The sequence below is a fragment of the Blautia sp. 1001283B150304_161114_C9 genome, assembly GCF_015668165.1.
Lineage (GTDB): Bacteria > Bacillota > Clostridia > Lachnospirales > Lachnospiraceae > Blautia_A > Blautia_A wexlerae.
This window is the reverse complement of sequence record NZ_JADPGO010000009.1, coordinates 1-21,694: the sequence shown is the minus strand read 5'-3', so window position 1 is coordinate 21,694 and position 21,694 is coordinate 1. Positions and strand designations below refer to the sequence as shown.

Here is a 21,694-nt window from a genome sequence, read left to right as displayed (position 1 = left end):
CATTTGAAACAGCTTGGCAGAATTTCACGCTCTGATGAGCCGGATCAATATGCATTATTTACGAGGCTTGCTATGATCAAATCTGTAAATGTAGCAGGATTCCGTCTGTGCGATCAGTTCACAACCACACTCTGTCAGAAAATCATGGTCAACCAGCCCGATCTGTGTTACTACGAAATCTGTCTTTGATTTCTTCAACGCAGCCTGAAACCTTTCTTTATCTTCATAGATATGATAATCGATCACATCCAGCAATGCTTTCTGTCTTTTATAGAAACTGCTGTTCTCATCATAATTTCCCGCCACTGTACTGCCTGATCTGTAGATACTTGCATTTCTGCTTATTACAGTGGCGATCCCCGCATCATACTGTCGCACAATACTGTTAAGACTGCCGTCAAAAACAACCCTTGGAAAATCATTCTCCTGGTTCTGGTGGATCACATCGCAGACTGCACGCAGATCATTGGGCACCTTATAAATATTCTCTGCCATTGCAAAATCAGTCACTACCCCGTCCAGCGGATTTCCCAGAATCACAAAACCCGTCAGCACAGCTGCAGCCATAAGAACTTTTATCCAGGTCTTTCTAAAAGCGGTCACAAGCCTGACTCCATAGTAGGCAACCGCCGGGATCACAGGAAGAATCCAGATAAACCGATAATATTCATTCTCAAACTTAGCCTTTGAGATAAGATATTTTACAACCAGCGGATTATATACTGTCAGCAGCAGAAACACTGTATAGCCGATAAATATCCCAGATTTTCTTTTTCTCCCCAGGACCAGTGTGCAGATCAGTCCCACAGCAAACAGAAGAGGATACCAGCAGGAACCCCAGTACAGCTTCATGCATGCATCAACAAAGCGCAGTCCCAGTTCCTGAATTGTTACACCTGCCATTTTTCTCTCCTTTCTGTATTATGATGCAGCCAGCGTCAGCAGACCGATTCTGCATGCAAAAAATACAGCCGCATATAATGCTGACGGAAGCATGCACACCGCACAATATACCAACCCCGAAAATCTCTTATTCATAACTGCCGCCGGAGCCATTCCCGCTGCGATCACAATCGGAAAGATGATCGCAGAACCGGAAAATGTCAGCGCACTGACCGCTGTGACAAACAATATGATCCAGACATTCCTGCTGTTTTTCTCCTGCAGATACCAGACGGCACACATGAGAACTGCAGGGATGGCAATGTTGGCAAGGATGGCTTTTCCCTCGTAGCTTCTGGTAAAGAAAAAAGTTCCGGAGGAATAAATCGTACCGCAAAACAGCTGTAAAACACAGACAAAGACAAGCATCAGATCTGCTTTCTTCCTGTTTCCGTCAAACAGTCTCTTACCGATCTGATAAATGATCAGATTGGCAGTCACTACATTCATACATGACATTACCTGCTTTGCCTGCACAATGGGATGGATTCCCAGAAGTCTGCACCACACTGCATTATGCATCGGATATGCGGAAAAAACATATCTGGCCTGAAATGCCTTCTGGATCGCTCCGTTAAAGGGATTATATCTGCCAAGAGTATCTGTGTATACAGAAGTACTCACTGTACCTACATAATACGCCGCATCTACTGTTGTATCCTCGTAAAAGATCACAATCAGACACTGCAGCAATACTACGGCACCTGCAAGGATAATCATCACAGAGTGATTTTTCCATATTTCAGAAATGCTTCCAAAAATCCCACTACATGTTTCCGTTTGTCCGGCACGTATTCTCAGTTGTTTTTTTATTGTGCAGATCACAGCTGCGCAGATAACCAGAGCCATGATTCCTGCCCATATATAAGCCGCAGCTGTCAGGGATACCCATTTCAGTGTCATCGGTACGATCACCAGTTCAAACACTGCAAAGTAAACCAGATATCCCAGTATGAAAGTCAGGGAACAATCCCCTTTTACTTTCAATATCCGGACCAGAACAATGCCTGCTGCATAAAAAACTATAAACTCCAGGGCAAAACCTGCACAGGCAAGGCATAATTCTCTCATTCTTCCACCTTTGTCCCTGACCGGATGGATTCGCGGTTTTTCAAAATCTCCATGGCAATCTTCTCAGGAGTCATCGGAAGCTCTGTCAGACGCACACCTGTTGCATTATAAATTGCCTCAGCCAGTGCCGGACATGGAGTATCAATTACAAGTTCGCCAATGGATTTGGCACCAAAAGGACCGCTCTTTTCGTAACTGCACTCGAAATCTACGCGGATATTTCCGATATCCTGTCTGGTTGGGATCTTATACTGCATAAAAGAATTGTTGCGGATCTTACCTTTATCTGTATATTGTACATCTTCCCAGAGAGCCATGCCAATTCCCTGTGCAATACCGCCCTCAGTCTGTACACGTGCAAGATTCGGATTGATCGGTGTACCGCAGTCAACAACTGCCACATAATCCAGGACATCCACACTGCCTGTCTCTGTATCCACCTCTACTTCTGCCATACCTACCATAAACGGCGGCGGCGAGATCGGTGAAGAATGCTGTTTCACAACCTGAAGCTCGATATTGTTAAAGAAAGTGCTCTTTAATGCAATATCTTCCAATGAAACTTTCTTCTGGGCATTTTCAGAACTGATGGCATCCATATCAACACTATAGCCCTCTTCTGCATCTGTCATATGGCCTGCTGCATTTCCGTCTGCCCCATCGTCTGTCTCAAGTGTCTCATCATAGAATACACAGGAACCGTCAAAATCGACTTTTCTCTCATCTACTTCCATCATCTCTGCGCCAAGCTTACAGATTTTTTTCTTCAGTTCCTCGCAGGCCTTCATAACCGCTACACCGGTGGTATAGGTTGTGGCGGAAGCATAGGAGCCGGAATCATAAGGAGAGATATCCGTATCCACGCTGAATACTACTATGTTGTCCATAGGTGTATTCAGACAGTCTGCCGCGATCTGTGCCATAACGGTATCACAGCCGGTTCCCATATCCGTACATCCAAGTGCCAGTGTATAAGAACCATCTTCATTCAGCTTAATATCTGCGCCGCCTACGTCAACTCCTGCAATAGAGGAACCCTGCATAGCCATGGCAACACCGACTCCGCGGACCTTTCCATTTCCCATATCCCTGCATGGATATTTGGAATCCCAGTCCATCATCTCTTTGGCGCGCGCCATACAGCGGTCCATGGAACAGCTCTGTGCATAAGGAACATCCGGATATCCCGGAAGAGGACCGCCCTCTACAGGCATATTCATTTCTTTTACCTTAACAGGATCCATTCCCATCTTATGTGCCAGCTCATTTACTGCAGATTCCACTGCAAAAATACCCTGGGTTGCACCATAACCACGATAGGCACCTGCAGCCTGCACATTTGTATAGACAACATCAAAAGCAAACCTGTAGGCCTCTGTATGTCTGTAAAGAGCGATTGATTTATGACCGCTGAGTCCTACTGTTGTAGAACTGTGTTCTCCGTATGCCCCAGTGTTGGACAAAGTATAAAGATCAATTGCCTTGATGATACCATTTTCATCTGCACCTGCGCGTACTGTGATCTCCATCTCATGGCGCGGTGAAGAGCAGATCATGGACTCATATCTGGAGAAGATCATCTTGGACGGGCGGCCTGTTTTCCAGGTCACGATCGCCGGATAGATCTCACTGACAGAGGTCTGCTTTGCACCAAAGCCGCCACCGATCCTTGGCTTGATCACACGTACTTTGGAAGCAGGAATGTCCAGTGCCCTTCCAACGATCCTTCGCACATGGAATGGGATCTGTGTTGAGGACAGAACGATCAGTCTGCCGAAATGATCCATATAGCAGGCTGTGCGGAAAGTCTCCATCATAGTCTGCTGGTTTGCTCTTGTATGATAAGTGCGCTCTACAGTATATTTACACTTTGCCAGGACTTCATCTACATTTCCATGTTCTTCCACTGCGGATGCACATAAGTTTCTTTTGTTGTCTCCGCCAAGAGGGATTTTCAGTTTCCAGTCATCCTCCGGATGGACCAGGATCGGATTATCTTTTGCCTTGTGGATATCCAGAACCGGTGTCTCCACGCGGTAATCTACGCGGATTCTCTTCAATGCTTTATCTACCGCTTCTTCTGTCTCACCCGCAACAATGGCAACTGCATCTCCCACAAAACGTACATGACGGTCAAGGATCAGTCTGTCATCCGGACTCATCTCCGGTGCAGTCTGGCCGGCAAGGGTAAAACGTTTCTGAGGTACATCTTTATAGGTAAGGATACATGCAATTCCGGCCACCTTCTCGGCAGTACCTGTTTTAATATCTTCCACCCAGGCGTTGGCGTGGGGACTTCTCAGTATCTTCACGATCAGGCAGTCCCTTGGTGCCAGATCATCTGTATAGACAGGCTTTCCGGTTACCAGTGACATTGCATCTGTTTTACGTACAGGTTGATTTACATATTTCATCTTTATGCTTCCTCCTGTGCTTTCTTATATTTCAGGAACTTCAGGATACTCCTTGTCTGGGAAACAAAACCGGAACATCTGCACAGATTTCCCGCAAGATATTCTTTGATCTGCTCCTCTGTGGGATCTTTGATCTCGTTGAGCATCGCAAATACATTCATGATAAATCCCGGATTGCAGAAACCGCACTGTTCCGCACCTTCATTCGCCAGAAAGCTTCCAAACTCCTGCGCTTCTCTCTGCATTCCTTCCAATGTAACGATTTTCTTTCCCTCAATGCGGGCTGCAAGTGTACTGCAGGAAAGCACCGGACGACCGTCCATAAGAACTGTGCAAAGACCACAGTTCGCAGTTTCGCAGCCTCTTTTCACGCTGAAACAGCCCTGTTTTCTTAAGAAATCGATCAGCAGTGTATCCGGGGAGATCTCTGCGTGGCGGTTCACTCCGTTAAGCCAGAAATTAATATTCATTTTTCATCCCTCCTACTGCTTCCCAGGCTCTTCTTGTCAGTACTTTTACAAGAAGGGTTCTGTATTCCTTTGATCCTCGCATATTGCCTGCAGTAGGAACGTTCTCTGCCGCATATTCTGCAAAGGCTTCGATTGCCTCTTCCTTCTGCTTTTTTGTCATGTTCCGGAAATTCTTCAGGATCTGCTTCTTATCTTCCACGATCATGGCACGTGCAGGTCTGGCACCTATCACAGTCCTTGCCTCATTTCCGATCACAGAAGCTGCACAGGTCAGCACCGGGAAATCTGTTTTTATGTTTCTCTGACTTAAGTAACAGGTAAGAAGTGGCTCTTTTCGCACGATGATATTTACAAGGATGTCATTGTCCTTCTTCATATTTACAAATTCAGTCAGTGGAATACGGCCTGCATCATATAATTCTACCCATGTATCCATTCCCAGGAACATGGTCAGAACATCTGAGAAGCCATATCTTCCATAAATGCTTCCTCCCACAGTGGCACAGTTTCTGAACTGTACACCTACAATGTGGCAAAGGCTTTCTTTCATAGCTCCATGTGTGTAGGTATTCAGAGCTTCATTTGTCTCCAGGTCATGAAGCGGAGTCATACATCCGATGACAAATTCGTCATCATTCTCCGAAATCGCATCCAGTCCCAGACCGGAAAGATCAATCGCTGTGGATATTGCTCTGTTGCCCATTTTCATCCAGACCATTCCCCCAAGAATACGGGCTGTTTTCTTCTGGTTCAGTTCATAAGCTTCCGCCAGACTGTTTACCTTTACATAGCTTTTGATTTTCAGCATTATGTATCGTATCCCTTTCTTACATACTTTTCATATCTCTTGTAATATTTTGACTCGGATCTGTCGTCAGACAGCCAATTTAATATAATACCATAACTTAGAGAAAAAATCTATAAATATCCTCTATTTCATAAATAAATTTTTGTTACTGTTCACTCCGTTCTCAGTAACGTAGCCAAAATTCATTCCAGATTGCCTGCGGCAATGGAATTTTGGCTTGTATGTCTCGGCAGTAATCCTGGTCAGGCGGACAATATCATCCGCTTTGCTGCTTGCTGTAAATATTACTCTAATTCTAGCATATGACAGCCAAAAGTGTCTATTGATAAAACTATCCAAAAAAACACTTTTCAAAATATTATCGGATTAACTGCATCATTTGTTTCATTGCGAATCGTTTTTGTGCACTGTACCCAAATATTTTCGTAATGTATTTGGTTTTTTATATATTTTACTGGATTTTTTCAAGTATCAATGTTATAATGTTCACAAATAAAAGACTTATCACTGTTAATTGCAGATAACAGGTACAATTTGCGAATATCCGCCTGAATCTATATCGTTCAATAACAGAGATGTCATAAAGGAGGGTTTGATTATGAGTAAACGCGTGATTACAATAAACAGGATGCTCGGCAGTAATGGCCGCCTGATCGGTAAAGCTCTGGCAGAAGAGCTTGGATTTGCTTTTTATGACAAAGAGCTGATCGATATTGCAGCTCAGAAAGAGAATATTCCTTTTGATCTGCTTGCCAAGGTTGATGAGAAACGTGGCAGCCAGTGGCGTTTTCCCATTGACCATGAACTTCAGATGGACAGCGATTTTCACTTTGTTCCCATGAATGATGTGCTCTTTGACCTTCAGCGAAAGATTATTCTGGATGCTGCTGAGAAAGAAGATTGTGTGATCGTTGGCCGATGCGCCAATCACATCCTCGACAATAAATGCCTGAGCGTATTTATCCATGCACCATTTGAGTATCGTGTACAGACTGTCATCGAGCGTACGGGACGGGAAGAAAAAAGTGCACAGAAGCTGGTTAAGAAAGTGGATAAAGAACGGCGTACTTATTATGAGTACTTTACAGATAAGAAATGGAAAGATATTTCCCAGTATCATCTGGCATTTGACAGCAGTAAATTTGAGCAGGATAAAATTATACAGATGATAAAGATGGCATTGTAAAATCAAACAGGGTTCCAGATTCAAAAGTCTTATCATGCAGGCACGAACGACTTTTTGAACCTAGTACATCGTTTCGTAAATAACTATACCAATCGCATAGGATGCGGATTCGAGTGTGCTGGTATAAAAACGCAGGCGTAGCGGGCTACGCTGAGGCTTTTAGACCTGTGCAATCGGATTCGCAGACAAGTGAGTGGTATAGTTATTTCGAAAACGATGTACTAGAGCGTGTTTGAAAAATGCTTTTCGCAAGATGTGCGTCACAATTTGTGGGAGATTTTGTCCGAATGAGGGCGTCGTAGCGGGCTACGGCAATCGAATTCGGGCAAAATATACCACAAAGTGGGGCGTGCAGATTGTGAGAATGATTTTTCAAACACACTCTAGGACCCTGATATCATATTATTTATTTTCTCCCAGAATATACTGCTTCAGGAAATCATAAATCTGATTCTCTGTAGGGGGACATCCCTTTACGTTATGTTCAAATTTACAGGTGCATGCACCTACACCCAGTTTTCCTGTTTTTCCGCGGTATCCCTGGCCGATGCAGATTTTCGTGTCCAGTTTCTCGAAAAGGCCGTCATTTTTAAGCATTTCCAGAGCCGGGATCAGATAACCATAGCAGGCACTGCAGGATTCTACTTCTTCTACTGCATCCTGAAGTTCTACCACTTTTCTTGATTTCGGAAGTTCTTTGCGGGCATTTTCCTCACAGTATATGATGCGGGCATTTTTCAGATCAGTACTTCCAACCCCAAGCTTCTCTGCCAGTTCAATATACGGTACATCTTTCGTTGTATAATGCATGATCTGACATACATAAGAATCGATCAGTACCGGATCCGTCCCCGCCCAGATACGGTTCATCACTACCGGATTTCCGCCATCCTCGAAATCCAGGTCCCCACAGATATTATCAACCACGATAAAATCCTGGTGAAGCCCCGCATTCAGATGTGCAATCGGTTCATGCAGTCCCATCGCATGAAAATGACGCTTCTCTGTATTGGGGATCAATCCTTTCATATTTTTCAATGCACATGTGATCTTTGTCTGACAATGGCCTTTCAATACCGGAACATTGATCAGAAAATCGATATTTGCCGCACGTTCACAGATGTTCAGTTTCATCCCCCTGCAATCTCTTTCAATCCCCTTGTCTTTCTGCATATCCCAAAAGGGCACCTGATATTTTTCCGTTAGTTCACGATATCCACACACTTCGTATGCTTCTGTGGTCTTATCTCCCACCCAGGAGCCTTCCAGAATGGCAATATTTCCATATCCGTTTTCCTGCAGATACTCAATAATTCCCGCCACAATTTCCGGATGTGTGGTAGCTCCCCATGAAGCCTCGGAAGGTGATACAAGATTAGGCTTGATACCAATCTGCATCTTTTTATCTGAAATTACAGACGCCAGACCGCACTGTGCCAGCAGTTCCTTTGTCATTTCTTTGTAATTGGTTCCGCTCTTTATATAGATTTCATTTTTGTTCATTACAAGATTATCCTTTACACTTTACATTCGAATATTTTTCTGCTGATTTTTGCATATCTTTTTTGTATTTTCCCCCGGAAGTTTTCTTCTGAACCGGTCAGCTTTTCTGAGGTGAAAATGTTCTCCACATCAACCTGCATGCCACTGTACTTGTGAGCAATGCCACCAGAAATCCTGCCAGAACATCCCCCGGATAATGTACGCCCAGATAGAGTCTGGAAAAAGCAATCATTCCGGCCAGAACAACAGGCAAAATTCCCCATTTCCCGGGCAGCATCCGCAGACAGACCAGTGCAACGGCAAAGGAAGCGCAGGTATGGCCGGATGGAAATGAATAGTCTTTCGGTCCGGTGATCAGCGGAATGATCTGTGTATAAGTATCAAAAGGTCTTGGACGGGCTACTGCATTTTTTATCAGCAGATTTGTGATCAGAAACCCTGACAGCAGCGAGAGTGCCGCTGTCACTCCTGTTTTGCGTGTTTTCCCAAAACAAATCAGAAGCACACATAATACGATCCAGAACCATCCTCCGTTTCCGAGGAAGGTGACTGCTCTCCAGAACGGAGTCAGGGCATCCACCCTTAAATGTTCCTGGATCCACAGTAAAATATTCATATCTAATTGCTGTAATGTCGCCATAAACTTCTCCCATTATATTTTTTATCAGTCACAGTATGTATTCCTCTCAAAATACATACGAATTATATCAGTCCGATTTCTTTTGTGCAAGGTTTATTATAAGCCAGGTTATGTCTCCTTGATTTATTCATATCCTCAAAAGTCAAAATAACGTAGAAATCAGTCAAAATACCGATAGCGTTTTTCTGCCGGAAGGATTATGCTGAGAGCAGACTTATAGAACTGCCTGATCAGGCAAATACTTATTATGGGGGTAAATATGATAAACACATTATCAGTCGGTAAGGATAATTTTTACCGGCAGATGCTTAAACTGACGATTCCGATCATTATCCAGAATCTGCTCAGCGCAGCGGTTAACTCCGCAGATGTAATTATGCTTAATTATGTGGGACAGTCTGCGATTTCTGCGGTGTCTCTGGCTGCCAATTACTCCAATATCCTGTTTATGGTATATTATGGACTTGGCACAGGTGCCTCTCTTCTGTGTGCGCAGTATTTCGGAAAAAATAATATGCAGGCTATTCATGCGATCGAGGGAATTGCCCTCCGCTTTTCTATCATAATCTCGGGAATCGTAGCACTGATCGCATTTACCGCTCCTCAGCTTATGATGAAGATTTTTACTTCTGATCAGGAACTGATCTCTATCGGTTCTTCTTATCTGAGGATTATGGGAATTACATATCTCTGCTGGGGAATTACAGAGGTTTATCTGGCGATTTTGCGCAGCATCGGACGCGTAACGATCAGTATGGCATTGAATATGCTGGCTTTTATACTGAATATTATCCTGAATGCCACTTTTATCTTCGGGCTTTTCGGCGCACCGAAGCTGGGGGCTACAGGTGTTGCCATTGCAACTGCTGTTTCCAGACTGATCGAACTGGCAGCATGCGTGATCGTTTCTTTCCTGAGCAAAGATGTTAAATTGAACCTGACCTTTATGTTTATCCGCAGTAAAGTGCTGTTTGGCGACTTCATCCGGCTGTCACTTCCCGCTCTTGGGAATGACGTTTCCTGGAGTGTTGCTTTCTCCATGTACTCTGTAATCCTGGGACACCTCGGAACAGATGCCGTCGCAGCCAACTCTCTGGTTACGGTTGTCCGCAATATCGGTTCTGTGTTCTGCTTTGCAATTGCCAGTGCGGGAACGATTCTTCTTGGAAATGTTATGGGAAAAGGGGATCTGGAGAAATCGAAGGTGTATGCCTCCAGAATGCTGAAGATGACCATTATAGCCGGTGCCATTGGCGGTGTGATCGTATTTGCCATCACTCCTCTGGTTCTGAGATTTGCATCCTTAAGTGACGGCGCAATGCATTATCTGAAGTACATGCTGCTTATCAATACCTATTATATTATGGGTTCTGCTGTAAACACAGCCCTGATCGCCGGGGTATTCCGCGCAGGCGGTGATACGAAGTTCGGGCTGATCTGCGATACCATTGATATGTGGGTATATGCGGTACCTTTGGGATTTTTTGCGGCCTTTGTCCTGAAGCTTCCGGTATTGTGGGTCTACTTCCTGCTATGTACAGATGAGTTTGTGAAATGGCCATGGGTATTCCATCATTACCGCCAGGGGAAATGGGCGCAGAATATTACAAGGGAGAATCTGTTTGAGCAGAAAGCTTCCTGAGATATCATTTTAACCGAATCAAGTAAGTCCCCTGCGGAGGATTCCCACTTATTATCCCAAACAAACAATAGTACGTAAAAACAGCAGGTCTGCTCATTTTCTGAACATTCCTGCTGTTTTTATGTCTGCAGATTTTCTTTCCGGATCCCTGCAGACATCCATTTTCGGTTTATAAAAAATGCTTACAGATTATAATGTATTCAGGTCGATTCTGTAATCGTCAGAGCCCTGTCCGTCTACTGTGTAGTAAGCGGCTTTCTGCTCAACATTTACATAAACGCTGATTTCTTTTCCTTCGATGCCTTTGTCTTTGATGTCTTTTTTGATTGCTTCCTCGATGGAGCTCATTGTAACTGCAAAACCAGGTAATTCGATAGTTGTTTCTGCGAATTTTTTGATGTCGATATTTTTAGCCACTTCTTTCACTGCCTTCTTTACAGTTTCTTTTGCTTCTTCTACAACCGGAGCCTTCGCAATATCGGCTGCAGCGTCTTTTGCTTCTTCAATTACTGCTGAAGCCTTTACAGTTGTTTTCTCAACTGTCTCTTTGACTGCTTCTGTAGCCTTTGTTGTTGCTTCTTTAATAGTTTCCTTTGCTCTTGAAGTTGTTCTTTTTCTCATAATAATCTCCTATTCCAACTGATTGGTCTAACAGTTTCCTGTGTAACCGTATCACAAATTCCAGATAATGTCAAATTTTTATCAAATTTTGTCCTACTCAACATTTTTTAAGGCTTCATCCATAGGAATATTCTTCACTCTCCGAAATTCCAGCAAGGCCACGATTCCGTATGTAATAATTCCTGCTGCAAACATCTGCACATAGATCATCGGGTCGATCCAGAGCGTAATCCAGCCGGAAATGCTTGACAGCATCATCTCCCTGAACAGAACCTTCATAACCGCTGTTTCTATTGGAAGACTGACAAGCAGACAGAACACTACTACCATTGAAGTAGACAGAATGTACAGCCTGCTGATCTCGCCATTTGTATAGCCCAGGATTTTTACCATTGAAATAGACTGGGCATTTTTTTCGATAATGATCTTGGAAAGAAGATAGATCAGTACCATATAGATCACAATAGCAAATCCATTTACCATTCCCATCATACTTCCCATAGACACATCCAACTGTCTGGAAATCTTGGTCAGTGCATCCAGGTCCACCACTGACCCAATATATTTGTCTTTGATATCTGTAATCCTGGTATCAGAAAAATAGCCGCTGTAATAATCTTCTCCCAGATTAAAGGTTTCGTTCAGCTGAGTTCTGGTCATAAATACACTCAGGCCTGCCGTATAATCATAAATTCCTGTTACCTTAAAAGAATACTGTTCCTTTTCATACTTTTCCTTCAGGGTAATGATATCTCCGGGATGAATCCCATATTTGTCCGCATAAGCACTGGAAATATAGATTCCTTTATCAAGATCAGCCTTTACATATCTGCTGTCCGGCTCGATTCCATACAAAAGAACCTCCTCGCTCTTATACTTTCCGGGAAGAGTATTTAAAGAATATGCTGAAAACTCTTCTGCATCTTCATTCTTTGTTTCCGCAGACATATAGAATTCCAGTATAGAAAACAGACTGTCAAATTTGTTTCCACTGGCTGCACTTACCGGAACCTGAAGCATATACTGGTATTTTGCCAGCATATTATTCTGGATTTCCACCTGATAATGAGATAAGGCCGAAGGAAGAAGTAATCCAAACATCAACAGCAGGTTGGCAAAGATAATCCCGATAAACAGTACCAGGTAATTGCTCATATTCTGAAAGATCACGCGAAGACGAAATCTGGAAAAGATTTTTATAACAGGGCTTAAATAAATTGCTTTTTTCTTCTTTCTGCCTGAAAGATCCCTGCGCAGGAATTTCAGCGGGGAAAGACACAATTTGTATCGGAGAACTCCATAATTCATCACCAGCATAATGATCACCGGAACTACTGTTGTAAGCAGAAAAGCTTCTGCGCTCCATACGGTCACATAGCTAGGCAGGCTATAGCTGCCATAATACATTCCTGCACATACATTCTTAAACACTGTATATCCCAGAATATTTCCCACCAGTGCTCCTACCAGTGTAACAAGGACAGGCAATGCCATATAATGCCGGATCAATTCTCTCCTGGTATAGCCGGAAGCTCTGAGCGTGCCGATAACCCCTGCTTCCCTGCGAATCGTATTACTGATAGTAATTCCGAATACAAAAGCCATAATGACAATTACAATGTATAGCAATATGATCATCATAGCCTTGTCACTTCCCATATCCTCCCCGGTAAAGGTAATGGCCTGATTCAGATATCTGGGTACAAAAGCTTCCAGGGTAACAATTTCCCCTATATTTTCCATCAATTCTTCTGAAACTTCCTTTTCCTCTTTTTCTGTTTTGGGCTGTTTGTCATAGATCCAGGAATAATTGTACTGGAGCTTATCCTGATCCAGAGTATCAAACTCCTCCGGTGTTACCACAGAAACTCCGAATTTCACAGAATCAAACATGGAATCATTATTATTCTGAAAAAGACAGCTGTAATCAGACAGTGCCACAAGCCCTGTAACCTTCCAGGTCTGCTTACCTCTCTGGCTCTTCAAGGTGTCTCCCACCTTCAGTTCATTATTGTCTGCATACATGCGGTCAATGGCAATTTCCCCTGTTGCTTTTGGAAGTTCTCCCTTCATCAGGCATACTCCATTGATTTCTGTCCTGTTTTTGAAAAAGCGCATGGTACTTCCATTATCCAAAGGCTCTTCAATATAGAAATTTTCATACAGCTTTATTCCCAGATTCTGGATTTCTTCTTTCTGGCTTTTATATATCTGTTGATTGGTACGGAAATTTCCGTTTTCTATATTGTATTTTTCAAATCCATCATTATAAGCAACAATCATACTTCCGTCTGCCACCAGAAATCCGGAAACCATTCCTATGGTCAATACCATCAGAATAAAGACCACCAGATATTTTCCCAGTTCCCCCTTCAGTTCTCTGGGCAGACGTTTGCGTAAAGGATTTTTCATAAATAACTCCTTTCCTTTGTCATAGGCAGAAACCCACTGCCTTTAGGCGGTGGGAGGAGCCTTGTAAATTGTTATCCAATATGCTACAATAACCGTAGCAGTTTTTAAAGAGAAAACCGTTAGATGTGCTGCTCATCAAAGACACTCTTTTGTGCATTGACAAGATATGAGGTTGCAATACAAAACTCGCGTATTGCGTAAAATCTTACCCGTAAAAGAATGTTTGCTGTATAGCATGGGAAGTTTAGTACCTGATACAGTTACAGATGAGTATATCTTGTCTGTAAAGGGCGCTGTCAACCACCCTATGATGTAGCGTCACTTTAGGTAGCAATACCTATTGGGGATAAAAGGTCGGAGGCGTAAGCCGTTACTACGACTGGGCAGTTACAAGCCCATTACCTTTAGGTGATGAGTAGTTGACCATATGCCTCCTTACCAGTCCAACTCTGCTGCCGGAATCTTATGTTCATTCATATAATTTTTCCGGATCATCCCATCGCGAAGTTTCACCACCCGGTCAGCCATATCCTTGATGGCATCGTTATGCGTTACCATGACGATGGTGTTTCCGTATTTCTGGTTTACCGTCTCGATCAGCTTCAGGATTTCCTTGGAAGTATTATAATCCAGGGCTCCTGTAGGCTCATCGCAGAGAAGAATGTCCGGATTCTTCACAATGGCACGGCCGATAGCAGTCCTCTGCTGCTGACCGCCGGAAAGCTGATTGGGAAGCTTTCTCTGATGTTCATAGATTCCCAGCGTATGGAGCAGTTCATCTACATCCAGCGGCTTATCACTGAGATAGGCTCCCACCTCTATATTCTCCCGCACTGTAAGATTTGGGATCAGATTATACATCTGAAAAATATATCCCAGATGCTTACGTCTGTACAGAGACAGCTTCTTCTCCGACATATCCGCCAGACGCTCTCCGTCTATGACCAGATTTCCCTCATCTGCACTGTCAATCCCACCGATAATATTCAGAAGCGTGGACTTACCGGAACCGGACGGCCCCAGAAGCACACAAAACTCCCCTCTCTCAATGTCAAGATCCAGTCCCTTCAGCACATCCACCCGGCTGTCCCCTGCACCAAAAGACTTCTTAATACCCTGTATCTGCAGAAACATTTTTTTCATTCCTCCCTCATACCCACTTACTATGGAGCAAATTTCTTTCATATAGCACTGCTGTTTCATAGCAGTGTTATACTTCGCTAACTTTAGGTTAGTATAAACTTACTCCATTGTCAACTGATTTTCGTAGTTTCGTAAAATTTTATGGATATAAATGTTACTGTTCACTCCGTTCACAGTAACGTAGCCAAAATTCATTCCAGATTGCCTGCGGCAATGGAATTTTGGCTTGTATGTCTCGGGATTTTGGCATATTCATGCCAAAACACCTCGCGGGATAGTGGTGTGTGAACAGTAACATATAAATTACAACATTTCGCAACAACATTTGAATACCCAGTTTTTCCACAAATCTGTTAGAATTGAGTACACCATTACTGTTCATATGCCCTGTCCTGTTTATAGTTTTGAATATCAAAATATATTGACTTTTCTTTTTTACCTTGTTATATTTTTTTCTGAAGTAACTGCTGTCCGGCAGTCTGCAAAACAGCAGGCTGCCCCCAGGAAAGGAATTATCCATGAACACTCTCAGAAAAATATATTGCAGGGCTTTTCAGAAAGCTTTTCACATTGCAATTCCCTTTTTACCTTACAGAAAACCCAAAATCGCAGGAAGCATCAAAGAACTCCCTGAAATCATCATGCGCCATAAATGCACTCATGTACTGATCATTACAGATGGCGGTATCATGAAGCTTGGACTTACCAGAAGACTGGAAAAAGCTTTAAAGGAGGCCGGTATCCCCTATACCATTTATGACAAAACAGTTGCCAACCCTACTACTGTCAATGTCCGCGAGGCGTTGGAGCTTTACCATAAAGAAGGCTGTGATGCCATCATCGGTTTCGGTGGCGGTTCCAGCATGGACTGTGCCAAGGCAGTCGGTGCCTGTGCGGTCAAACCCAATCATTCTCTGGCTCAGATGAAGGGAATCCTGAAGGTGCATAAGAAGCTTCCCCTTCTCATGGCAGTTCCAACCACTGCCGGAACAGGAAGCGAGACCACTCTCGCCGCTGTGATCACAGATGCAGACACCAGATATAAATACGCAATCAACGATTTCCCGCTGATTCCCCGCTATGCAGTGCTGGATCCCAAGGTTACCTTAAGCCTGCCCCCATTTATCACCGCAACTACAGGTATGGATGCCCTGACTCATGCAGTGGAGGCATACATTGGCAATTCCACCACCATTGATACACGCAGGGATGCATTAAAAGCGGTAAAACTGATTTTTGAAAATATAGACATTGCCTATGAGCATGGCGATAATATTCAGGCAAGACGAAATATGCTCCACGCCTCCTTCTACGCAGGCTGTGCTTTTACCAAATCCTATGTAGGATATGTTCATGCAGTCGCTCACTCTCTGGGTGGACAGTACAACGTTCCCCATGGACTTGCCAATGCCATTCTGCTGCCGCTGGTACTTCGGGAATATGGCTCCTGCATTGACAAAAAGCTCCACAGACTTGCCATTGCAGCAGGACTTGCAGACAAAAATACGCCGGACCATGAAGCAGCAGAGCTTTTTATCCGGGCAATTGAAGAGATGAAAGAGCGATTTGGAATCGTAAATATTGTAAAAGAAATTCAGGAAACAGATATCCCCAAGCTTTCCCATTATGCAGATAAAGAGGCCAATCCTCTGTATCCTGTGCCGAAGCTTATGGATGCTTCCGAACTGGAGAAATTTTATTACATGCTGATGTCTCTGACTTCCAAGGAAAATACCTCAGAAGCTGAGAAGTAACTGTTAATATTCTTCTATCCTGCAAAGCGTTTTTTATAAAAATATCAAAATACAGGAACCTGCAGACTCTCAATAGTTACCTGATATCTATATTATATAAGGAAATAATGTATTATGACAGAAACAGAAATTAAAGAAATCGTTCAGAAACAACGCAGCTATTTTTACACAGGTGCCACTTTACCGGTAGAAAAAAGGCTGGATGCCTTAAAAAAATTAAAGACCTGTATTCAGAAATATGAACCACTGATCAATGAAGCACTGAAACGTGACCTTGGAAAAAGTAACTTTGAATCCTATATGTGCGAAGTGGGACTTGTGCTCTCAGAACTCAGCTACATGATCCGCCATACTCCTTCCTATGCAAAAGAAAAAACAGTACTGACACCCCTTGCCCAGTTCGCTTCCAGAAGCTATAAGAAGCCATCTCCTTATGGTGTGGTCCTGGTTATGAGTCCATGGAATTATCCTTTCCTGCTCACCATTGATCCGCTGATCGATGCGATTGCAGCCGGAAATACAGTTGTACTGAAACCAAGTGCCTACTCTCCTCACACCAGCCGGGTGATTGAAACCATTATCACCGAATGTTTTGATTCCCAGTATATGGCTGTGGTAAACGGCGGACGTGCGGAAAATAACACTCTTCTCAATGAACATTTTGACTATATTTTCTTTACAGGAAGCCAGCATGTTGGCAGGGAAGTAATGGCAAAAGCATCTGTACATCTGACCCCGGTTACCCTGGAGCTGGGCGGTAAAAGCCCCTGCATTGTAGAGAAAAGTGCCAACCTGAAACTTGCAGCCAGAAGAATTGTATTTGGAAAATATCTCAACTGTGGTCAGACCTGTGTAGCACCTGATTATATTTACTGCGACAGAGAAATCAAGGATGAACTGATCCGACAGATCCAGAAACAGATCAGGAAACAGTTTGGTTCCACACCTCTGAATAATAAGAATTATGGGAAAATCATTAATGAAAAGCACTTTACTCGTATCTGCAATCTGATCGATCCCAGCAAGGTAGTCTGCGGCGGTGACAACAATCCGGGAGCTCTTCAGATCGCTCCTACTGTTATGGATAATGTAACCTTCGGGGATGCAGTAATGCAGGAGGAAATCTTCGGTCCTGTGCTTCCTGTGCTGACCTATGATTCCCTGGATGAGGCCATCGAAAAGGTCAACTCCATGGCACATCCTCTGGCACTATATATCTTCACCTCCGACAAAGAAGCTGCGGAAAAAGTTACTTCCCACTGTGGATTCGGAGGCGGATGTGTCAATGACACCATCATCCACCTGGCAACCAGTGAGATGGGATTTGGCGGCTTTGGTGAAAGCGGAATGGGTTCCTACCATGGCAAAGACGGTTTTCATACCTTCTCCCACTATAAGAGTATTGTAGACAAAAAAACATGGCTGGATCTGCCAATGAGATACCAGCCATATAGAAAAATTTATGAAAAATTATTGAGGAAGTTCCTGAAATAAGGAACTTTCTCAGGATTGATTCCCCTTATCAGCTCTGCTGACCAGTTGATTACGAATTTCCTGCATCCGGTTATCCAACTGAGCACTCTGGGTGGCACACGCCAGAAGCTCCTCCTGCAATTGCTGTGCCTGATCTGCCGGGATATCTTTTTTATAGCGAAGCTTATGTTCCAGACTTGCCCAGAAATCCATGGCAATAGTTCGAAACTGGACTTCCACATTTACCATTTTTTTGTTTTTCTGCAGAAAGATAGGCACCTGCACGATCAGATGCAGGCTTCTGTAACCACTGGGTTTTGGATTTTTTATATAATCTTTTTTCTCGATCAGTACAATATCATCCTGACGCAGAAAGCTGTCTGCCAGCTCATAGATATCCTCCGGAAAAGAACAGATTACCCGGACACCTGCGATATCCTTGATATTTTCTTCTATAGCAGTTAAAGACATGGGAATATTTTTTCTGCGTATTTTCCGCACAATGCTGTCATAAGATTTAATTCTGGTTTTAATACCTTCGATAGGATTTTTATCATATTCCAGGGAATACTCCTGATTCAGCACTCTGAATTTTGTCTCAATCTCCATGACAGCACACTGATAGTAAGACATCAGCAGATCAAAGGGCCTTTTATTTTTCTGGATCATTTCCAGAAATTCTTCAGACAGCAGACTCCTGCGGATCAGCTCGTCCTTTCTGGCTTCTATACGGTTTTTTCGTTCCGACATAATTTCTTCAAAATTTTTCAAATGTTCATCCCCCTCTTACGGTTTTGTATAATTACTATAGCAATCCTCGTAAATAGTGCATTTAATAGGCTCGCTATAAACTGTCCACTTTTTTCAGCAGCAATAAATCAAAGACTATTATAACACAATTCCCGCAAAGAGTAACCATTCTCGTTACTGTTTATTCCATTCTCGGTAACGTCTCAGTAACGCAACCAGTAAACCAGCCAGTAAACAATAACCCATTCTTCTTTTCTTCGCAAAACACTTGTTCTTTATCATCAAACATGGTATTCTTATTTTGCTGCAGACTGCTATACAATTTTATATAATACAGGAGACTCAACACATGGATGGATATGAATTTGAATATCAATGTGCAAAGATACTAAAGCGAAAGCATTTTTCTAAAATAAAAGTAACCCAAAGCTCCGGAGACCAGGGAATCGATATCATTGCTTTCAAACATCGAAAAAAATACGGGATACAATGTAAATATTACACCCATCCCGTTGGAAATAAAGCTGTTCAGGAAGCCTATGCAGGTGCAAACTTCTACGACTGCGATAAAGCTGTTGTAATGACAAACATAACCTTTACAAAGTCAGCAACCCAGCTTGCACAGAAACTGGATGTTGAACTATGGCCTGACTGCCCTGTTACACCCTTTTACAGTTTACCGTTTAAAATCATGAGTTTATTAAATGCAGTGCTTTTTCTTTACGCAGTGCTCGCATTTCTCTCCCTGAAACCTGAATTTGATTTTATTCATCTTCCCTTTGTTCCTGATACCCTGACGCTGATCATCATTCTTACAGCTTCTATTTCCGGTATCTTCGGCTGGAGTTTTTTTCTGTGTAATCTCATTGCTGCAGGCGCATATCTTTATCTTGCATTTCATACACTCATTCTGCCGACATATGCAGAAACAGGCAGCTGCACAAATATACATCTGCTTTCCCTGATTCCGGCAGGTGTATATCTGCTTCATGCAGGATGGATAAAAATCAGGAAATAAAAGTCTTATGAATAACTATTATAATGCTCAGCTTCCTGATTTGCCAAAAAGCAGCCCTGCTCATGAGAACAGAGAACTCCTACTGCCTGTAAATAGGCATAGATGACCGTTGTTCCCACGAACTTCATGCCGCGTTTTTTCAAATCTTTTGATATACGGTCAGACAGTTCCGAACTTGTCTGTCCGGTTTCATAGACTACTTTGCCATCTGTCCAATGCCAGATATAGTCTGAAAAGCTGCCGTACTCCTTCTGAATTTCCAGGAATGCCCATGCATTGGTAACGGCAGCCTGTATTTTCAGGCGGTTTCGTATGATGCCGGGATTACTCCGCAGTGCTTCCAGCTTGTCCTCAGTGTAAGCACTGACTTTCTCCGGATCGAAGTTGTCAAAAGCCTTGCGGAAAGCATCTCGCTTGTTCAGAACACATTCCCAGGACAGACCCGCCTGAAAGCACTCCAATATCAGCATTTCAAAGAGCTTCCGGTCATCATGCACCGGAACGCCCCACTCCTCATCGTGATAACGGATGTAACGCTCATTTCTCGGATTTGCCCAGCAGCATCGTATCTTGCCATCTGCCCACTTCATTCATATACCGCCTTTCCATATATTTCTCCAAATAGCTTCATTCTCTGCACAGGCTTTTAACATTACATCCTGAATTTTTTTCATTTGTACAATAGAAAGACTATACACTGTCATTTTTGCCATATAATCACCCGATTCTTCACGAAAACATTAAAAATACAGAAAACTTCTATCCGAAATATTCCTGCATTAACAAATCAACTAACACCTTATCGTTAATTTAGTCATCACGCAATTCAATTTAGTCATTTATACACAAAATGACTAAATTGAATTGCATATGGTATAATTAAAATTTATCTATCGCACTCCTCATAAATGATCACCTTGTTCAGATTATTGCTCTATTATCCTGTTCAGGAATCCTTCGTCCGGATGCTCCGGTATTTCAAAGAATACATCTATTTTTCCAGGTTCTGCGGAGCGGTCTTCAAAGGCAGGGAAAATAAAGCCGCATTTTGGAGTTCCGGCATTGTAATCTTTATCTACCGGAGCCACCACACAGATCAGGAAACTGTATATTTCTTCTGACTCCCACTGTTCGCTGTGGTCTGAGCCTTTCTTGGGAATATCATATATTCCATGATAAATATAAATTCCAAACTCCTGTCCCTGCAGACGGTTTGTTCTATTTGATGAATCTCTTGTACTGCAGATTCCCTCCGCAAGCTGTTCACAGAGAGTCTGAACCAGAAGATCATCTTTTAATCCGTATTGCGATAATGCCATCAGCAGTTTATGGATGCTGTCATATGCCATATCCCCTTCAGGGAATTTATAACATTTTAACTGTTCATTTGTTTTGGAAAAAGGAATGGTTTTCGCAAGATCCAGATTTACCTGCTGATCATGTTTGCTCATATTTTTGAAGCTTACATTGAAGGTATTATCTATGTATCCCTCATCATCTATATATGCTCCTGCTGCACGCACAAAGCAGTTTCTGGATAATGTCATCCTGCGGGTTAATTCCAGCATATCATTTCGGTTGATCTTTGTATCTTTTTTATTCATCAAAATGGTTCCATCCTCTCCAAAAAGCTTTTCTTTTATGGTCAGTATATCATACGTGACATGCTCTCGCCACTTAAATCTTACAGATTTTGAAGTGGGAGCTTCCTGCTCAATTGCCCTTCAGGGCAAAGCTAAAACAGGCTATCCCCGCGTGTCCCGCGGTTCTTTTTTTATCCGGTTACGGATCTTTTCTGTGCTATTATGCACATTTTTTATATATTCTTTTTCCTTCTTTCAGAATAT

At 42.9% G+C, this 21,694-nt stretch carries 21 protein-coding genes; 6 read left to right on the top strand and 15 right to left on the bottom strand.

The annotated features are described in order from the left end of the window. Window positions 1-54: 54 nt before the first annotated feature. The 5 genes from I4V44_RS06505 to I4V44_RS06485 are packed head-to-tail and all read right to left on the bottom strand — an operon-like array spanning window position 55 to window position 5,705. Entirely contained in the window at window positions 55-903 is an 849-nt protein-coding gene (locus I4V44_RS06505) for a hypothetical protein (RefSeq protein ID WP_196002511.1), read from the bottom strand. A gap of 18 nt (window positions 904-921) precedes the next feature. Continuing rightward, entirely contained in the window at window positions 922-2,013 is a 1,092-nt protein-coding gene (locus I4V44_RS06500) for a DUF6077 domain-containing protein (protein WP_196002510.1), read from the bottom strand. Then, window positions 2,010-4,427, bottom strand: coding sequence for a xanthine dehydrogenase family protein molybdopterin-binding subunit (locus I4V44_RS06495; RefSeq protein WP_173680912.1), 2,418 nt, complete (start codon window positions 4,425-4,427; stop codon window positions 2,010-2,012). Before I4V44_RS06495 ends, I4V44_RS06500 begins: the two co-directional genes overlap by 4 nt. Before the next feature lie 2 nt (window positions 4,428-4,429). Further along, complete coding sequence (locus tag I4V44_RS06490) at window positions 4,430-4,897, bottom strand: (2Fe-2S)-binding protein (protein ID WP_008703339.1); 468 nt, start codon at window positions 4,895-4,897, stop codon at window positions 4,430-4,432. Next, on the bottom strand, window positions 4,887-5,705 hold the full coding sequence (locus I4V44_RS06485) for an FAD binding domain-containing protein (protein ID WP_008703340.1): 819 nt from the start codon (window positions 5,703-5,705) through the stop codon (window positions 4,887-4,889). The genes I4V44_RS06490 and I4V44_RS06485 overlap by 11 nt, the downstream gene beginning before the upstream one ends. A gap of 598 nt (window positions 5,706-6,303) precedes the next feature. Between I4V44_RS06485 and I4V44_RS06480 the strand changes: the two genes are divergently transcribed. Next, window positions 6,304-6,891: a cytidylate kinase-like family protein gene (locus I4V44_RS06480; RefSeq protein ID WP_020993942.1), complete on the top strand. Its 588-nt coding sequence runs from the start codon at window positions 6,304-6,306 to the stop codon at window positions 6,889-6,891. A 202-nt stretch (window positions 6,892-7,093) separates the two neighbouring features. Here I4V44_RS06480 and I4V44_RS18175 read toward each other — a convergent pair whose 3' ends face one another. Next, window positions 7,094-7,207, bottom strand: coding sequence for a DUF6783 domain-containing protein (locus tag I4V44_RS18175; RefSeq protein ID WP_334297959.1), 114 nt, complete (start codon window positions 7,205-7,207; stop codon window positions 7,094-7,096). On the opposite strand from I4V44_RS18175, the gene I4V44_RS18170 reads away from it, so the two are divergent. Next, complete coding sequence (locus I4V44_RS18170) at window positions 7,157-7,336, top strand: DUF6783 domain-containing protein (RefSeq protein WP_334297958.1); 180 nt, start codon at window positions 7,157-7,159, stop codon at window positions 7,334-7,336. The genes I4V44_RS18175 and I4V44_RS18170 overlap by 51 nt on opposite strands. Here I4V44_RS18170 and I4V44_RS06475 read toward each other — a convergent pair. Beyond that, entirely contained in the window at window positions 7,294-8,394 is a 1,101-nt protein-coding gene (locus I4V44_RS06475; RefSeq protein WP_196002509.1) for a DUF362 domain-containing protein, read from the bottom strand. The two genes, I4V44_RS18170 and I4V44_RS06475, sit on opposite strands and share 43 nt — an antisense overlap. A 97-nt stretch (window positions 8,395-8,491) precedes the next feature. Continuing rightward, window positions 8,492-9,034: a phosphatase PAP2 family protein gene (locus I4V44_RS06470; protein WP_196002508.1), complete on the bottom strand. Its 543-nt coding sequence runs from the start codon at window positions 9,032-9,034 to the stop codon at window positions 8,492-8,494. A gap of 259 nt (window positions 9,035-9,293) precedes the next feature. Between I4V44_RS06470 and I4V44_RS06465 the strand changes: the two genes are divergently transcribed. Next, on the top strand, window positions 9,294-10,676 hold the full coding sequence (locus I4V44_RS06465; protein ID WP_119241632.1) for an MATE family efflux transporter: 1,383 nt from the start codon (window positions 9,294-9,296) through the stop codon (window positions 10,674-10,676). Between the two features lie 189 nt (window positions 10,677-10,865). Here I4V44_RS06465 and I4V44_RS06460 read toward each other — a convergent pair whose 3' ends face one another. The 3 genes from I4V44_RS06460 to I4V44_RS06450 form a co-directional block, all read right to left on the bottom strand. After that, on the bottom strand, window positions 10,866-11,297 hold the full coding sequence (locus I4V44_RS06460; protein WP_022381044.1) for a DUF6465 family protein: 432 nt from the start codon (window positions 11,295-11,297) through the stop codon (window positions 10,866-10,868). Between the two features lie 93 nt (window positions 11,298-11,390). Continuing rightward, a complete protein-coding gene (locus I4V44_RS06455) occupies window positions 11,391-13,709 on the bottom strand; it encodes an ABC transporter permease (RefSeq protein WP_196002507.1) in 2,319 nt (772 codons plus the stop codon). 435 nt (window positions 13,710-14,144) lie between these two features. Next, window positions 14,145-14,843: an ABC transporter ATP-binding protein gene (locus I4V44_RS06450; protein ID WP_118574548.1), complete on the bottom strand. Its 699-nt coding sequence runs from the start codon at window positions 14,841-14,843 to the stop codon at window positions 14,145-14,147. A 527-nt stretch (window positions 14,844-15,370) separates the two neighbouring features. Between I4V44_RS06450 and I4V44_RS06445 the strand changes: the two genes are divergently transcribed. Both I4V44_RS06445 and I4V44_RS06440 read left to right on the top strand, forming a co-directional pair. Next, window positions 15,371-16,606, top strand: coding sequence for an iron-containing alcohol dehydrogenase (locus I4V44_RS06445; protein ID WP_196002506.1), 1,236 nt, complete (start codon window positions 15,371-15,373; stop codon window positions 16,604-16,606). 114 nt (window positions 16,607-16,720) lie between these two features. Beyond that, on the top strand, window positions 16,721-18,100 hold the full coding sequence (locus I4V44_RS06440) for an aldehyde dehydrogenase (protein WP_118574542.1): 1,380 nt from the start codon (window positions 16,721-16,723) through the stop codon (window positions 18,098-18,100). Window positions 18,101-18,109: 9 nt separating this feature from the next. On the opposite strand, the gene I4V44_RS06435 is transcribed toward I4V44_RS06440, so the two are convergent. Continuing rightward, complete coding sequence (locus tag I4V44_RS06435) at window positions 18,110-18,829, bottom strand: GTP pyrophosphokinase (RefSeq protein ID WP_025578246.1); 720 nt, start codon at window positions 18,827-18,829, stop codon at window positions 18,110-18,112. A gap of 349 nt (window positions 18,830-19,178) precedes the next feature. On the opposite strand from I4V44_RS06435, the gene I4V44_RS06430 reads away from it, so the two are divergent. After that, on the top strand, window positions 19,179-19,847 hold the full coding sequence (locus I4V44_RS06430) for a restriction endonuclease (RefSeq protein WP_196002505.1): 669 nt from the start codon (window positions 19,179-19,181) through the stop codon (window positions 19,845-19,847). Between the two features lie 5 nt (window positions 19,848-19,852). Here I4V44_RS06430 and I4V44_RS06425 read toward each other — a convergent pair whose 3' ends face one another. The 3 genes from I4V44_RS06425 to I4V44_RS06420 all read right to left on the bottom strand — a co-directional run bounded on the left by I4V44_RS06425 (window position 19,853) and on the right by I4V44_RS06420 (window position 21,451). Beyond that, window positions 19,853-20,437 (bottom strand): DNA-3-methyladenine glycosylase I, encoded by a 585-nt coding sequence (locus tag I4V44_RS06425; protein WP_196002504.1) that lies wholly within the window; start codon window positions 20,435-20,437, stop codon window positions 19,853-19,855. Next, the gene (locus I4V44_RS17765) at window positions 20,438-20,560 is read right to left on the bottom strand and encodes a hypothetical protein (RefSeq protein ID WP_270410902.1); all 123 of its coding nucleotides are present in this window, start codon (window positions 20,558-20,560) and stop codon (window positions 20,438-20,440) included. 213 nt (window positions 20,561-20,773) lie between these two features. Continuing rightward, window positions 20,774-21,451 carry a DUF4317 family protein gene (locus tag I4V44_RS06420; RefSeq protein WP_196002526.1) on the bottom strand — a complete coding sequence of 226 codons (678 nt, stop codon included), beginning with the start codon at window positions 21,449-21,451 and terminating at the stop codon, window positions 20,774-20,776. Between the last annotated feature and the right edge of the window lie 243 nt (window positions 21,452-21,694).